Annotated in this window: 11 protein-coding genes and 1 tRNA gene; 6 read left to right on the forward strand and 6 right to left on the reverse strand. The window is 45.1% G+C overall.

The features are described from left to right. Positions 1 to 110: 110 nt before the first annotated feature. The 6 genes from KIT51_12580 to KIT51_12605 all read left to right on the forward strand — a co-directional run bounded on the left by KIT51_12580 (position 111) and on the right by KIT51_12605 (position 7,635). The gene (locus KIT51_12580; GenBank protein UYN85704.1) at positions 111 to 1,205 is read left to right on the forward strand and encodes an Mrp/NBP35 family ATP-binding protein; all 1,095 of its coding nucleotides are present in this window, start codon (positions 111 to 113) and stop codon (positions 1,203 to 1,205) included. Beyond that, positions 1,205 to 1,456 carry a NifU family protein gene (locus KIT51_12585; GenBank protein ID UYN85705.1) on the forward strand — a complete coding sequence of 84 codons (252 nt, stop codon included), beginning with the start codon at positions 1,205 to 1,207 and terminating at the stop codon, positions 1,454 to 1,456. The genes KIT51_12580 and KIT51_12585 overlap by 1 nt, the downstream gene beginning before the upstream one ends. 135 nt (positions 1,457 to 1,591) lie before the next feature. Beyond that, positions 1,592 to 3,739 carry a choice-of-anchor J domain-containing protein gene (locus KIT51_12590; GenBank protein ID UYN85706.1) on the forward strand — a complete coding sequence of 716 codons (2,148 nt, stop codon included), beginning with the start codon at positions 1,592 to 1,594 and terminating at the stop codon, positions 3,737 to 3,739. A 57-nt stretch (positions 3,740 to 3,796) separates the two neighbouring features. Continuing rightward, positions 3,797 to 4,882 carry a D-alanine--D-alanine ligase gene (locus KIT51_12595; GenBank protein UYN85707.1) on the forward strand — a complete coding sequence of 362 codons (1,086 nt, stop codon included), beginning with the start codon at positions 3,797 to 3,799 and terminating at the stop codon, positions 4,880 to 4,882. Between the two features lie 24 nt (positions 4,883 to 4,906). Continuing rightward, positions 4,907 to 5,725: a PASTA domain-containing protein gene (locus KIT51_12600; GenBank protein UYN85708.1), complete on the forward strand. Its 819-nt coding sequence runs from the start codon at positions 4,907 to 4,909 to the stop codon at positions 5,723 to 5,725. After that, a complete protein-coding gene (locus KIT51_12605; GenBank protein UYN85709.1) occupies positions 5,725 to 7,635 on the forward strand; it encodes a T9SS type A sorting domain-containing protein in 1,911 nt (636 codons plus the stop codon). The genes KIT51_12600 and KIT51_12605 overlap by 1 nt, the downstream gene beginning before the upstream one ends. Positions 7,636 to 7,657: 22 nt before the next feature. Here KIT51_12605 and KIT51_12610 read toward each other — a convergent pair whose 3' ends face one another. From KIT51_12610 to KIT51_12635, 6 genes are all read right to left on the reverse strand, one after another. Further along, on the reverse strand, positions 7,658 to 8,776 hold the full coding sequence (locus tag KIT51_12610) for a site-2 protease family protein (protein UYN85710.1): 1,119 nt from the start codon (positions 8,774 to 8,776) through the stop codon (positions 7,658 to 7,660). Continuing rightward, positions 8,769 to 9,392 carry an HAD family phosphatase gene (locus KIT51_12615; GenBank protein ID UYN85711.1) on the reverse strand — a complete coding sequence of 208 codons (624 nt, stop codon included), beginning with the start codon at positions 9,390 to 9,392 and terminating at the stop codon, positions 8,769 to 8,771. Before KIT51_12615 ends, KIT51_12610 begins: the two co-directional genes overlap by 8 nt. 25 nt (positions 9,393 to 9,417) lie before the next feature. Continuing rightward, positions 9,418 to 9,491 (reverse strand) — tRNA-Ile (locus tag KIT51_12620). An 87-nt stretch (positions 9,492 to 9,578) separates the two neighbouring features. After that, positions 9,579 to 12,866 carry a gliding motility-associated C-terminal domain-containing protein gene (locus KIT51_12625; GenBank protein UYN85712.1) on the reverse strand — a complete coding sequence of 1,096 codons (3,288 nt, stop codon included), beginning with the start codon at positions 12,864 to 12,866 and terminating at the stop codon, positions 9,579 to 9,581. Positions 12,867 to 13,032: 166 nt separating this feature from the next. Then, complete coding sequence (locus tag KIT51_12630) at positions 13,033 to 15,600, reverse strand: FtsX-like permease family protein (protein UYN85713.1); 2,568 nt, start codon at positions 15,598 to 15,600, stop codon at positions 13,033 to 13,035. Continuing rightward, entirely contained in the window at positions 15,597 to 16,289 is a 693-nt protein-coding gene (locus tag KIT51_12635) for an ABC transporter ATP-binding protein (GenBank protein UYN85714.1), read from the reverse strand. Before KIT51_12635 ends, KIT51_12630 begins: the two co-directional genes overlap by 4 nt. Positions 16,290 to 16,379 lie beyond the last annotated feature (90 nt).

Below are 16,379 nucleotides of genomic sequence, written 5' to 3' on the forward strand. Positions count from 1 at the left end.
TAAATCGGGCTCCAAAGATACTCTTTCCGCCCCGAAATCAGCGGGAAAACCATCGGCTAATAAGTTTTGTTTTAGCAGTCGACAGCCCTAAATTCGCGCAAATTCAAGCCATGAAGCTAACAGAAACCGATATTTTAAAAGCCCTTTCCACGGTAGAAGACCCCGACCTGAAACGTGACCTGGTAAGCCTGGGGATGATCCGTGACATCATGGTTTCCGAAAAAGAAATATCGTTTAGTGTTGTGTTAACCACACCGGCCTGCCCATTGAAAGAAAAAATAAGGCAGGATTGCCAGGATGCCATAGAAGCGATTGCAGGCGAAAATTTTCCGGTAAATATTCACATTACCTCATCGGTTACTACCAGTCGCAACGCTGCCCCGCTATTACCAAAAGTAAAAAATATTGTGGCCATCGCTTCCGGTAAAGGTGGCGTTGGTAAATCAACCGTAACCAGCAACCTGGCCGTGGCCCTTTCGCAAAGCGGTGCAAAAGTTGGGTTGATCGATGCGGATATTTACGGCCCCTCCATCCCTACCATGTTTAATTGCGAACATGAGCAGCCAGCCGTTCAGGAAATAAACGGCAAGTCGATGATTTTACCGCTGGAACAATATGGTGTTAAACTGATGTCGATTGGATTTCTTACACCACCCGACAGTGCCGTGGTTTGGCGTGGGCCAATGGCCAGCGCAGCCTTAAAACAGTTTTTCAGTGAAACACTTTGGGGTGAACTTGACTACCTGTTGATCGACCTGCCTCCCGGAACAAGCGATATCCATTTAACCATGGTACAAACCGTTCCGGTAACGGGAGCAGTAATTGTTACCACACCACAAAAGGTTGCCTTGGCTGATGCCAACAAAGGGCTGGCCATGTTCCGTCAACCTCAAATCAATGTGCCCATACTGGGCATCATTGAAAACATGGCGTATTTTACCCCGGAAGAATTACCCGAAAACAAATACTACATTTTTGGAAAAGATGGCGGCAAGAACTTATCGGAAAAATACCATGTTCCTTTTCTCGGTCAGATACCGCTGGTGCAAGGTATCCGCGAAAGTGGCGACTCTGGTTTGCCTGCCGTAATGAAGGAAGGCCTCACAGCGGATGCATTTAAAACCCTGGCTGAATCATTGGCCCGGCAGATTGCCATAAGAAATGCTAACTTAGCCGAAACAAAGCGAGTTGAACTGAATGTGTGATGAATACGCTTACTGATCTTACCCAGCGCATTGAAGAATCACTGGATTCCATACGCCCCTACCTGGAAGCCGATGGTGGCAACGTGAGGATACAGGAAATAACATCCGCCAACATTGTTAAACTTGAATTTTTGGGTGCCTGCGGCAGCTGCCCCATGTCAACCATGACGTTTAAGGCTGGCGTTGAAGAAGCTATTAAAAGAGCCGTCCCTGAAATTAAGGGCATTGAGGTGGTAAACCTCACTGTTTAGTCATAAACTAAAATCCTGAGCAATTTCTATTGACCAGTGACCAAGCCCAATTGGGTTACGAATTGTATATTTGGCTAATATAACCTTGTTGTTTGGCAATCAACTGTTGAAAGCGTGCGGTATCCCTCGGTTTATTTGGCCCTAATCCTGCAACTATGCTTTTTGCATGTTTCTGCACAGGATAAATGCGGCACCGTTCCCTACATGCAGCAACTCCGTAACGAAGGTAAACTGCGCCAGACCGATGAACAGTTTGAACAATGGTTAGCGCGAAGGGAGATGAGCAGGCGCATGCTCAACCTGCAAAAACGACAAGAAGAGACACAACGGACCAAAGGAGATACTTACCAAATACCGGTTGTCGTACACATTATCCATAATGGCGAACCTATAGGCATTGGCACCAACCTGTCTGATGCACAGGTTTTATCACAGATCGAAGTAATCAATAAAGATTTTAAGCGGTTAAATGCCGATGCGGCTAACACACCGGCAGAATTTCAGCCCGTGGCCGGAAGTATGGATATTGAATTCATATTGGCGAGGCGCGATCCAGCCGGCCAGCCAACTACCGGCATAAACCGTGTGCAGGGAACCAAAACATCATGGACCATGGGTGACAATGCCATGTTAAAATCGTTGAGTTACTGGAACGCCAACGACTACCTGAATATATGGGTAGTGAAGTTTTCAGGGGCCACTGTTGGTTATGCACAATTTCCGGTTTCAGATCTTGAAGGGCTTGAAAATTATCGTGACGGTTTGGCGGCAACGGATGGTGTGGTGATCGATTACACAGCCTTTGGAACCGTTGATGCTGGGCCTTATGATTTAGACCCACGCTTCAATAAAGGAAGAACAGCCACACATGAAATCGGGCATTTTTTCGGTCTTCGTCACATCTGGGGCGATGCCACCTGTGGAACAGATTATGTAGAAGATACACCTACGCAACGAACACAAACCAACAACTGCCCAAGTCACCCTCAATCAACCATCTGTGGCGTTTCTATAGTAAAAATGTTCCAAAACTACATGGACTACACCAACGATGCCTGCATGAACATTTTTACGCAAGGGCAGATTGGGCGGATGGAAACTATTTTAAACGATGATGCCGTACCCAGACGTAAGAGCCTGCTCACATCGCCCGGCTTGCTCGATCCATCCTGCACAAAAATCGATGTGGCCATACTGGCACTGGTAAGTCCGGGAATAATCAATTGCAACACCCAGGCTGAATTTAAAATCAACATCAGGAATGTTAGTTGCTCAACCATTTCCTCGATAAAAACAACGCATACTATTGAGGGTGGCACCCCGGTTATCAATACCATCCTGTTAAGCACACCTTTGGCCATTAACGAACAACGGATCATTACCATAACCAATGTCGCTTTCAACGAAGGCAATAATGCCATTGCACTACAAGTAACAGAAGCAGACAATAAACCCGATGAAGACCCGGCTAACTCCTCCCTGGCATTTACTATTACCATTGATCATTCGCAGGACCGGATTCCGCTTCGTGAAAATTTTACTGCCTTAAACTGGACAACTGTTAGCCCACAAGCAGGGCTTACCTGGCAGGCAGCGGCTACTAACTTTGGTAACTCGGCTTCGGTACAAGCCCATAACAGCACTGCGATCGGTACAGAGGCCTGGTTAGCCACACCTGTTTTGGATTTTAGCAAAACCACTAAAGCAAGTATGTTTTTTGACTTGTCGTATGCATGGAACCAAACCAACAACGACAGGCTTCGGGTATTGGCTTCTACTGATTGCGGGGTAAGCTACCTGGCGCTTCCCTTCGACCGGCAAGGTTCGGCACTTGCCAATACACTCGCATCAACCCCTTGGGTACCTGCCAGTCCATCGCAATGGCAATTGCGACACTATGTTAACTTGAATGAGTTGGCCGGACAACAGCACGTGCGGATTGCTTTTGTATTTACCAACGCCACCGGCAATAACATTTACCTGGATAACATCGAGTTTTTTGTTTCGGATAATCCTAACCCGGTGGATATTGGCAGTGATCTTTATTCGATTTACTGGAAAAATAATTTTGAGGCCACTATCACGTTCGATTTGCCCGAACGCATGCCGGTAGGCGTATACGTTACTGATGCCATGGGGCGGGAGTATCTAAACGTTGTTGCACCCGACATACTTAACCAAACATTTCCCATCACCCTAAACCAGGCCGCTGCCGGAATTTACATAATGAAGATCAGGATAGGGAACCAATTCTACTCGTCCAAGTTTTTTCTTTCCCGATAAACAATCCCAAGCCTTGCACGGGAATTGATTATCTTTGAAACTGTTAAAAATCAGTGAATGACCGTTAAAAAGAAAGTTGCCTTATTGTATGGTGGTCGCTCGGTTGAGCATGGTGTTTCGGTTAATTCAGGGCGAAACATTTTCGAGTATATCGACAAGGAACACTTCGAAGTCGTTCCTATCGGCATAAGCCAAACCGGGCAATGGTTTTTAACCCAAGGGGTTACCAAAGAGGTGGAGCAGGGAAAAGCATTAGGGTTAATCCTTGATCCTAAAAATGCCGGGCTGATTTTACTGGCTAGTGGCGACCGGATAAAAGTTGACCTGGTGTTTCCTGTACTGCACGGCACCGATGGCGAAGATGGCAGCATACAAGGCCTTATAAAGGCACTTGACTTGCCCATGGTAGGCACAGGGGTATTAGGGTCATCCATTTCCATGAACAAAATCATCGCCAAGAAAATGCTGAAGGAGGCGGGGGTTCCGGTTACAAAGTTTTTAACCTTTAGCTACCGCGACAAAAAGAAAATCAGCTTTGAGGAAATTGAAAAAAAACTGAGACTCCCTTTCATGGTAAAATCGGCCAGCCTGGGTTCATCCGTTGGGGTCTCGAAGGTTTCAAAAAAGCCTGAGTTCAAAAAAGCATTGGATGAAGCCTTTCGTTATGACCATGAAATTATTTTAGAGGAGTTTATCAGCGGGCGCGAAATCGAGTGCGCCATTATGGGCAACAATCCGGCCGTGGCCTCCAACCCCGGTGAAATTATTATCCAAAAAAATTACGACTTCTATACATTTGATGCGAAATATGTTGATCCGGATGCCGTAAAAATTGAAGTGCCTGCCAGGTTGGACAAGGCATCCATAAAAACCATCCGGGAAGTTTCTTTAAAAGCTTATGAAATACTACGGTGCGAAGACTTCGCCAGGGTAGATTTATTCCTTACAAAAAAAGGAAAGGTTTACGTGAACGAAATCAATACCATTCCCGGGTTTACCAATTCAAGCATGTTCCCCATGATGTGGAAAGAACGCGGCATCAGTTTTACAGAACTTATCAGCAAACTTATTACCCTTGCCATAGAGCGTTTCAATGAAAACAAACGCATTGAACGCGGGTATGAATCATCGTTAAAATTTTAACACACCACCTGCGATCATCTGAAAATGAAAGACATCATAAAAAACCATTCTTCAACCTTAGGCGGGGTCCTGCTGAGCATTGGCTTAACTTCGGCAATCGGGTTAATCCTGTTGCTCTTTTATTTTTATGTGTACCTTCCGGCTTCTACCAACCATGGCGAAACCATTACCGTACCCAGCGTGGAAGGTTTGAATATTACTGAGCTCGAAAACTTTTTAGTAAAACGAAATCTGCGCTACGAAGTAAACGACTCGTCATATACCGATGATTACCCACCGCTTACGGTGCTTCGCCAGTTTCCGGCAGCTGGCGCCAAGGTAAAAGAAAACCGGGTGATCTATATTTCGGTAAATCGTGTTACCCCACCCACGGTGCCCATGCCCAATTTGGTGGATGGCTCATTGATCAATGCGGAGGCTGTTTTACGGGGCAATGAATTAAAACGCGGACGCATCCAGCTTGTGCGTGGCCCCTTTTTAAACCTGGTGAAAGAAATGCGCTATGAAGGCGAGAAAATATTGCCCGGTACGCGTATACCAAAAGGCTCAGTAATTGACCTGGTGGTGGAAGATGGTGGCAGCAATACGGTGCCGGCACCGGATGTGCGCGGCTATACGTTGGAGGATGCCAAAATCCCCATCTTCGGCTCAAACCTTAACCTGGGCCAAATTCATGTGGTAGGCGATACCACTGGCCGCGAGGCCATTGTGGTGCTGAAACAAAAGCCACCGGCAAACCAAAATATTAAGGTGGGCGATGTCGTTGAGCTATGGGTAGGCAAAAAAGGAACACCCGTGCCTGACGATGAGGAAGATGGAACGGATGACCAGGATAATTTTTAATGACTATCGGAAAGCAATTTCTTTTTTTAATTCTCTGCTCTTTCCCTTTGGTTGCCCTGGCGCAACTGAAACGCTACCCCATTCAGCAACCTGCTAACCCGGAAGCAGCGTTTGCAAAAACCAAAAGCCTGGAACCCATGTCGCTTCCCTTTTGGGATGATTTTTCTGCACCCGCCAGCAGCGACACCCTGTGGAGCAACAAAGCAACCGTATGGATTAATACCAGCATGGCCATTGACCCACCTACTATTGGTGTGGCCACCTTCGATGGATTGAATGAAAATGGCACACCCTATAGCCCAAACCCCGACCAGACACTGGAGGTAGGGTTAACCGATAGCCTAGAGTCAAGAAGAATTAAAATGACCGAGGTTGGGCTTTTTCAGCGCAACTCCGTTTTTCTCAGTTTTTACTATCAGTGGGGTGGCCATGGCGAAACACCCGATGCCAATGATTATTTACAACTTGAATTCAGGAACCAGCAAGGCGCATGGGAAATCATCCGGACCCTACGGCCTAACCGGGCTACCGAACGGTTCGATGAATTTTACAGTGTGATCATTCGCATAAATGAAGATCGCTTTTACCATGATGATTTTCAATTCCGGTTTCGTTCGTTCGGCCGCAGGTCCGGACGTTTTGATACCTGGCACCTCGACTATGTTTACCTGAACCGGGGAAGAACGGAAACCGATCTCACCTACCCGGACAGGGCGATACGCAAAACACTCTCACCTTTATTTGAAAAATACTATGCTGTTCCTTACAAACATTTCAAACAAGAAAAAACAATTACACCTCCTGCCTATGCGGTTTACAATTTAAGTAACATCCTCACAACACTGTCTTACTTAACGTATGGAACATTCGTAAATTACTTTGATGATGACAGCGAATCTGTGTTTGAAGAAAACCTCAACGGAACCGATACATCATCCATCAGCCTTGGGTTTGGTGTTCCTCCTTTCGTGAATATTCCGGTTGATGTGGAGTACATTCCTGATCCCGACAACCATGATCATTTCGATCCCCAGGCAAAACGTGTTGAAGTTTCGTTAAAGATCAGGGTTTTTACCGGTGATGTTATTGACCTGAAAACCGGCAATCCTTCCCCCGGCTATTTACCCATTTATGAACCCATTGATTTCAGGGCTAACGATACCATACGGCAGCATTACACCTTGCACAATTACTATGCTTACGATGATGGTGTTGCTGAATATTCAGCAGGGTTGACACAACCCGGAAATATTGTGGCCTACCGTTTTACCATGCAAACCTCCGAACCAGATACCATTAATGGCGTGTATGTTCACTACCCCGTTACGTCAGGTGTTTCGGCATCCAACACTACCTTTTACATCTGGGGTGATACCAACGGTGAACCTGGTCCTCTTTTGTTGGAAGAGTTGGTTCCTGTGGAGCGCAAAACGAATAACGAGTTTATTCTTCGCGAGTTCATCCAATCGGCCCGCGTACAAGGTGTATTTTACATCGGTTGGCGCCAACCGGCAACAGGACGCGTGCAGGTTGGGCTTGATACCGGCAACGATACCGGCAACCAGATTTTTGTAAACACAACAGGTAGTTGGATACCCAATACCGATGTAAAAGGAAGCCTGATGTTACGCCCCAGGTTTGGAAAGGGTAATGTAGTAACCTCATCAGAAGGACGGCAACAACCAGAAGTCTCAATCTACCCCAATCCCAATTTTGGGGAGTTTTTTATGGAAGGTGAACCCCAGGGGTTAACTATACTCAATGCCGGGGGGCATCCGGTGGTGTTTGAAACCGAACAGCTCGACAACCGAATGCGTATTACGATTACGTATCCAATCCGTGGCCTATACCTGGTTCGTTATTTCAACGGCACTGCCTGGCAAACAAAAAAGATCGTTGTCCAGGACTAACTGTTTTCAAATCAGCATACTTTCAGTACGAAGTAAGCTCAATCGGGTTTGGGCTAAAGCAAATTGCAAAAATGATCAGGGCGATCCAACCTAAAACCTGGCGATTGCTATCCAAAGGCTCTTCAATTTCTGAAGGCGGATGTTCCACACCTGCTAATCTTCCAATGATAAAGGCAAACAGCAACCATCCCGTATAACCTTGTAAAGAAGGATCGAACCAACTTAGCATAAACTGCCCGGCAAAAACAAGAAGTGCGTACATTACTGTATCGCGCATCGGTAACTTCAGTCCGCGAAAGCAGAGGGTAAGAAAAATAACGTATGCCGGAATGTAAATAATCAAATCTTCGAACGGCATGAGTGGATGGACCAACCCTAACCCGGCATAAAAAACAAAACTGATGAAGATGATAGAAGCCACCAGTTTATGAAGCCGGAATCCGATCAGCCCATAAAGTACATGCCCACCATCTAACTGGCCTATGGGCAAAAGATTTAAAGCCGTAAAGATCAAGGCAAGGAAACCCGCAAAAAGATAGGGATAGTGCATGATCTCATGCGGGTTAGGCATACGTTCCGGATCTGCCACAAATTTTTCAAAAAATAAAAACAACAAGTTTTTACCAATAACCACATCAACAATACCCTCTTGCTGTCCATAAACTTTATCGGCATACTCTAATCCGTACTGTTCATACTCCGGATGAATCTGAAAAATGTATTCGGCAGGAGGCAGATTTGTAAATCCATAAATCAATACAATCATAGCCATTACGAATCCTGCCAACGGCCCGGCAATTCCAATATCAAAGTTTATCTTTTTTGATGTTATGCGCTCACGTAAACGGATAACAGCGCCCATGGTGCCTATAGAAAATGGAAACGGTGGCATGGGGATATAATAGGGCAAACTTGAATTTACCCGGTAATACCGGGCTGTGAAGTAATGGCCAAACTCATGCACGGTAAGAATAAGCAAAAACGGAACAGAGAAATGCATGCCCGAGAAAAAATCGGCCCAGGTAAAAGGGCCATAAACAGACTTCCCGTATGTCCATTCTGCACCGGCTATTGTAGTGGTTATAAAAGTGGCAATAAACAGAAAAACCTGGAGGATAATACGTTTGGCTTCCTTACTCATAATTCCTGAAATAATCCAACACGCGATCGGGATGTTCCACCAAAAATGTTTGTATGCCTAACGCAGCAGCGGCTTCGATGTTCTCTTTGTTATCGTCCAGGAATAAAGTTTGTTCCGGAACATAATTATTTTCGTCCAGCACCTGCGTAAATATTTGGGATTCAGGTTTACGTTTGCCTACCAGGTGCGAGTAATAGTGAACATGAAAGTAATCGTTAAGCGAGGAAAATGCGTCAACCTGCGGCAGCATTGATTGGTTCACAAAGCTGAGGTGGATGTTATTGGTATTACTCAGCACGGCCACTGAAAACCTTTTTTTTAGCCTGTCCAGCAACTGAAGTTTGGCAACAGGTAATTGAACAAGCATGGCATTCCATGCGCTATCGATTTGTTCATCAGGGGCCGAGAATGAGAAAATCCGCTGTAAAACCTGTCGAAATTCCGCATCAGTAATTTCGCCCCGTTCATAGGCATAAAACTCAGTATGCGTACGGTAAGCATGCCGAACCTGGTCGGGTCTAACGCCCGATAAATCACAAATCGACTGGATGGTTCGCTCAACGGATAAATCGATGATTACACCACCGAGATCGAAAATCAGATTTCTGGGAATCAATGGCTTGGATGAGGGTGAAATAAAGTGGGCCCAGCAGGGCACGATCCTGCGACCCCCTGATTATGAGTCAGGTGCTCTAACCAGCTGAGCTATGGGCCCCGATTTTTAAGAACGCCTTGAAAAGAGGTGCAATGATAAAGATTACCCCGAACATTAACAATGAAAATCATGGATCGGAAAGAATTACTACTTCACCACATGCAGCCAGCTTTTGCATAAGGCCTGATCGCCAATGGTAACAGTATAGTAATAAATACCGGCATCCAAATCCTTGGCCGACCAATCATACTGGTAATTGGCTGACTCAAATACTTTGCCGCCCCAGCGATTGTGAATGGTAAGGCCTACGGTAAGCCCTGCATCAGCAGGCGTTTTGCCTCCCGCCCCGTATTGGATTACAAACCTATCGTTTTGGCCGGGGGTTGATTCGGGCGTAATTACATTGGGCGCCAAAATCGTGTAGATTGGAAGCGTGACTTGCTTTTCATAAACACAAAACTCTTTTATGCCTGTCACCTTAAGGGTGTAAGCTCCATCCTGATTATAAGCATGGATAGCTTCCGGTAAATCGGTGGTGTTGCCATCACCAAAATCAATCAGGTAATTCTCATCAGCTTTTTGTTCGGTTTTATTTACTACGTAAACCTGGGACCGGCTAATGCAATCAGGCACAAGCTTATAATCGAACTGAACATCAATAAAGGGCACAACTTCTATATCAACAGTATCTTTATTAAAGCAACCATTGCTATCAGTTATGACCACAAAGTATCGTATACTTTCTTCAGGTTTAACCAACGTAGTATTTAAAGGCCCATCCTCTGTGCTCCATTGGTAACCTACGCCCCCATTCCCAGTAAGCTGATAGGATGTTCCGTAGCAAATAACATCATCCTCCTGGGCTTTTAATAAATTCCTGAAAACGCGTACGGTTTTAAAAGCTGAATCAACCCCAACGCAAGTGTTCAGATCAACAGCACGCAACTTAACCAGGTACGTTCCTTCATTTTGGTACTGATGCAAAAATGAAGTTGTGTCGGTCTTTACCAGTTTAGTACCATCACCCAAATCCCATTCATAAAATTCTCCGCCTGTACTGAAGTTCTGAAACCTGATCGTATCCGGATAACACAACACATCCAGGCCGGGCGCATCAAACGCTACTGAGTTGGTTTGGAGGCGTGCCCGCAATGAAGAAAGATCAAATTTAAAAGCAGCGTTGTTACAGTTCGCACTGTTATTGGTACGCGACCACGCTTCATCTGTAGTCGGAAAATCTGAACTTGGTAACCCGGTAGCACTAAGCGAACGGCAACCGGAACACACCGCATGGTAAACAATCCCGCTTTTATCAAACCGGCTGGTGCCACCATCAACATGGGTACGCGATATGTTTCCTCCGAGGTACGTGGCATACAAAAGTTCTGAGGCGTCAGCCGTAAGCACTATAAAATAGAAATCAGAACCGCTGGTTGTTTTTTGCAAGGCATCGTTGGTAACCGGCATTCCTGAAGTATTGGAATTCCAATACCCCAACCCGCTATTGATTAAACCACCCCAGCCCGACATATACAGGTTGTTACAATCATTGACCAAAAATGCTGTAGGTGAAATATTCGGTATGCCTATACCGGATCCGAACCTTGTAGAAAATATCAATGTATTTAATTCGCCATTAAACTTCTGCACAAACTGACCACTGTTAGCATTGCTGTACACACCTGGCGTTACCGGAAAATTTCCGTTGGTTTGTCCGTATGTATATACATCACCATTCCTGTCAAGATCAATAAAATAAACCTGGTCAAAATCCGATGTGCCCGTGAAGGTGGAATATGCAATGGAATCACCCTCAGAAGAAATTTTCATGATCCAGCCATCCACGCCTCCTGCTATTAATGATTGATACGAATTAGTCGTGGTCGGGAAATCAGCGCTAGACGTTCCGCCACCCAGGTAAATCGCGAAGGCACTATCGAACTTGATCGTATGTGATGCATCAAAATTATTTCCGCCTACAAAAGCAGACCAGATAATCTGCGTAAGCATAGCATCCATTTTCACCACAACCGCATCACTTCCTCCACCCCGATAGGTTGTACTGAAACTATTCACACCCGGAAAGTCTGGTGAGTTTGTAACGGAGCTGATGTAGATGTTTCCCAGGGTATCGGTAATCACATCGCCCCGCATTTCATCTCCATAGTTTCGCACCAGCGGACTACCGGGCTGGTTCAGTCCATCGTTTTGGGAACCGCCCAGATAAGTTGAAGCTATTAATTGATCACCCTCTTTACTGATCCGCGACAAAACAATATCTGACCCAAAGGGATAAGGTATAACATTTGTCCCTAAAGGAATTCCCCCGTTAAACATAGTGCTGAGTGCAGATGTGGTGGTGGGAAAGTTAAAGGAACTGGTTGTGCCCAATACTATTAAATCCTGAGATTTTTCGTCCATCACCAGACTATGCGGTGTTTCATTGCCCGATCCGCCAATGTAACTGGCATACAATAACTGGCTACCGGTGGAATCATATTTGAGGATGGCGATGTCGTAATTACCACCATAGGTCGTTTGAAAAGCACCGGGCGTTGCCGGAAAAGTGCCTCCAAAATTAATATTGTTGGCAATGCCCGATGAATATAAGGTGCCACGCTCACCCGGTGTGGCGGTACTTCCCCAATTATCAGCCGTTGAACCAGAAAAGGTAGAGAAAATAAGCAACGGGTCAATCACCAATTCATAACAGGCATCATATCCTTCCGGAAAACGAAAGCTCAGTGTGTTATTGGTTAGAGTGTATTCACTTTTTACCTCACACTTCTCTCCGTTGATGACCTGGTACGTAAAGGGTTTCTTTTCGATCAGATAGCCAACTGAAGTACCCACGATAACATTTCCATGATCAAGGTAAAGTTGATCTGCGCCATTTATTTCAATTTGCACCTGCCCTGCATAGGCATCAGGCTTTACGATAAAATCATACTTGAGATTTTGATTGACAGAACTAATCCGAAGATCAATTCCAGTATATAAATCAGGATAAACAATTTCACCAAACGCACTCGCCCGCGAAGCCCATTGGGATGTATCATTGCCCAGAAAAAAATTATAATATTCCTTTGATGGCAGGGATGCTACCGGTGACTTTAAGGCAAGCGCACCAGAAAACCGTATTTGCACATGATGTCCATCCATCTTGTCGTCCATCTCCTCTGTTCCATCTGATTCATTTATATGATCGTGCAATCGTAAATGCGCTTCATTAGCTTTTTGCTGATCAAACAAATACAGGGAGAAATGACCCGGTGAAAGCATCAATCTTCCAGCCGGTGTACGTGCTGCAAAATCTATTGACTCAGGCCACTGACCTTTATTCTTGATAAATTTTAAAGCAGGTGTTTGTGCTGATCCGGCCAACGGAGCACTGAAAAGAAATGCTAGTACTAACCTGAAGTAAACCTGTTTCATCACTACCTAACAACTGGGCAAAATACTAAAACTTACAAGAAGCCTTCTCAAAAAAAATTGTCTTAGTTGGCAGCCTGAGCCTGTCGAAGGCTATTTTAGTGTTATCACGAGGTTTCGACAAGTTCAACCTGACAGGTTTAAAAATTTTGAGTTGACTTCTAATTGATTACCCCTCTTTTCGAAGCACCTGAAGTGGCGGAGTGGCGATCACTTCGCGCGAATTCCACCACCCGATGACCATGGTTAGCAATACTACCCCGCCCGTAATAGTAACCACTTCCAGCCCGTTAAAGGCAAAGGTTATTTTAAAGAAAAAGGTGGTTAACAGGTAGCCACCACCAAGGGAAAGCAACATGCCGGTAAGCGCTGAAAATAAACCCAGGTAGGCATATTCGATAAGTGTAATTTTTATGATCTGTTTAGTGCGTGCACCTATGGTTCGCAATAACACATTTTCCTTCATGCGAACATATTTACTATTGATGACCGCACCGGTTAATACCACCAATCCCGTAACGATACTGAACAGCGCAAGAAACCTGATTACCGCACCAAGTTTGTTAAACAAATCATTTACTGTACTCAGTATCAACCTCAAATCAATAAGTGACACATTGGGGTACTGCATAATGAGTTGCTGTTGAAAACGGTTGGCCGCCTGTTGGTCGTCAATGCGGGTTGCGGTAACATAAACCTGTGGAGCCTCTTCCAACACACCGGTTGGAAATACAAAAATAAAATTAGGCGGATCCTTTGGCCAGTTTACTTTACGTATACCACTGATAAAAACTTTAACCGGTATTCCCTGAACATCAAATACCAATGAATCACCCTCCCTAACACCCAGCTCTTCATGTAATCCCTCGGATATGGTAACCCACACCGAATCACGGCCAAGGGTTTTATGTTGAAGGTCACCTCTGATAAGTTCTTCAGAAAGATGCAGGCTGTCACGATACGTTACGCGATACTCACGTGTCAACGCCCAATTCGGAACCCGATCGGTGGTGTCTTGCTGAACTTCTTCCACGGTTTTATTCTTCAGTTCCTTTAAGCGACAGGTTACAATAGGCACAACCTGATTAACGGTAAGGTTATTCTCTTCCATCAATTTTACCACACCGTCTTTCTGTGATGGCTGAATGTCAAATAGTATGGTGTTGGATTGATTCTTTTGCCCGCTAAACTCGACCTGACCTAATAAACTCTTTTCTACAATATTTAAGGTGGTGATAATAAAAGCACCCAACCCGATGGCCACCATCAAAACCCGTGTTTGATTATTGGGGCGGTAAAGATTAGACAATGCATGTCGCCAGATAAAAGAAGAATTTGACGGAAAAAATCTACGGACGAGGTATAGCAACAGAATGGCCATTAGTGTCAACGCACCTAAAGCCACAGCAAGTCCTGCAAAAAATGAAAGCCCTATAAGAAGGTTGCGTGTCTGCAGCGCTGCGAACACTAAGGGGAATAAGGCGATGAGTATGATAATGAACAAACGAGCCTTTGAAAAAATTTTAGTGGGTTCAAAGTCTGCACGTAGAACGGCTAATGGTGGAACAAACCTCACCGCCATCAGCGGAAGCATAGAAAACAAAAGCGATACAACTGTACCCACCATAATCCCCTTCCAGAAGGATAGCCATGATACCGAGAAGGTGACTTCTACCGGAAGCAATCCCTTAAACGCAACCGGAATAATCTGTTGAATGGTTAACCCCAAAGACGCACCTATCAGACTACCGATAATGCCCAATAAAAAAATCTGAATGAAATAAATATTAAACGCTTGCCATCCGGACGATCCCACACAACGAAGCACGGCCACTTCATCGCGTTTTTCGCGCGCATAAATATGTACGGAACTGGCCACTCCAATGCAACCCAGAATAAGCGCTACAAAGGCCAGCAAGGAAAAGAAGCGGTATACCGATTGAAACGCCTCCCCTAACTCTTCCTTTCGCTCCTGAACAGTATCATAACCATGTCCATATTTTCGTACTTCTGTTTTAAGTGTGGTCACCAACAACTCCGTTTGTGCCTCACTCTCTGTTTTAAAGTAGTTTCTATAATTTATGCGACTGCCATACTGAACCAGCCCGGTTGAATCCAGTTGTGCCATGGCAATGTAAACCGAAGGTGTAAACGTGGATAAAATACCGCCACCCCCAGGAATCTTTGTAACCACTCCGGCTACTTCAAAATATGAGTTGCCAATACGGATCGAATCGCCTGAGCTGACTTCATACTGACTGGCCAGGGTTTCATCCAGCAAGGCAAAACCTTCATGCCGCATTTTTTGGTAAGCATCCGGTGGCAACGTTTCAATGCTTCCATAAAAAGGAAAATCACCTTCCAGTGATACCAGCCTGATCAGGCGTGATTGCCCGGAGTTTACAAACAATACCATCGAAGCCATGTCGGCTTCACGTGCTTGCGGAAATTTGGTGGAATCGAAGAGGGCGAGCAACTCAGGTTCAAATTTTTTATTTCCGTTAACAACCAGATCGGCACCCAGTAACTCCTTCGCATTACGGTCTATATCCTGTTGCAATGATTCATTCAGTGAATCCAATGAAACTACCGCGGCAATTCCGGTAATCAACGAAGCAGCAAATAGAAATAACCGTGAGAAATTTTGACGGGCATCGCGCCATGCCATCGTCCACACCCATCGGTCCTGAAAAATATTGCGGGTTTTACGCTTAAGCTTTATGATATACTCGATCATAAAGCAGCAACGATTTCTTCTTCCACCAATTTTCCACCCTTCATGCGCAAAATACGCTCGGTTTTTCGGGCCAGTTCCAGGTTATGCGTAACCAATACCAGTGTGGTGCCTTGTTCTTTATTCAGGGTAAACAGCAAATCGGTAATGTGATGTGAATTTTCTTCGTCCAGATTGCCGGTTGGTTCATCGGCAAAAAGAATCTTGGGGTCAGTGATAAAAGCGCGAGCCATGGCGACACGTTGCTGTTCCCCTCCTGATAGTTGAGATGGGTAATGGTGCATCCTGCCTTCAAGCCCGACCCGTGATAATAATTCTTTTGCCTTCGCAGAGACATTTTTCACACCACGCAATTCCAACGGCACCATTACATTTTCCAATGCTGTGAGTGTAGCCAGCAACTGGAAATTCTGAAAAACAAACCCTACATATTGATTTCGGATATAAGCCCGGTCGTCCTCACTCATGGCATTGAGTTTAAAACCCATTAGCGAAATAGATCCGCTGCTGGCCACATCCAGTCCGGCACATAACCCTAACAAAGTTGTTTTACCGCTACCGGATGGCCCGATTATCGCTAGTGTATTGCCCTGATGGACAGCAAAACTCACCTTATCCAATACGGTAAGCTGGGTAGCTCCTGAGGGGTACGATTTGGTTAATTCTTCTGCGAGGAGAACAAGCTGGGACATAGAATGATTTTCAGAGTACAGAATTCGATTGACGATGTTGCAAGATAAACTAACTTTAACCCTTTAACGTTTAACCCTTAAACTAATTCC

The organism is Cyclobacteriaceae bacterium (genome assembly GCA_025808415.1).
Lineage (GTDB): Bacteria > Bacteroidota > Bacteroidia > Cytophagales > Cyclobacteriaceae > UBA2336.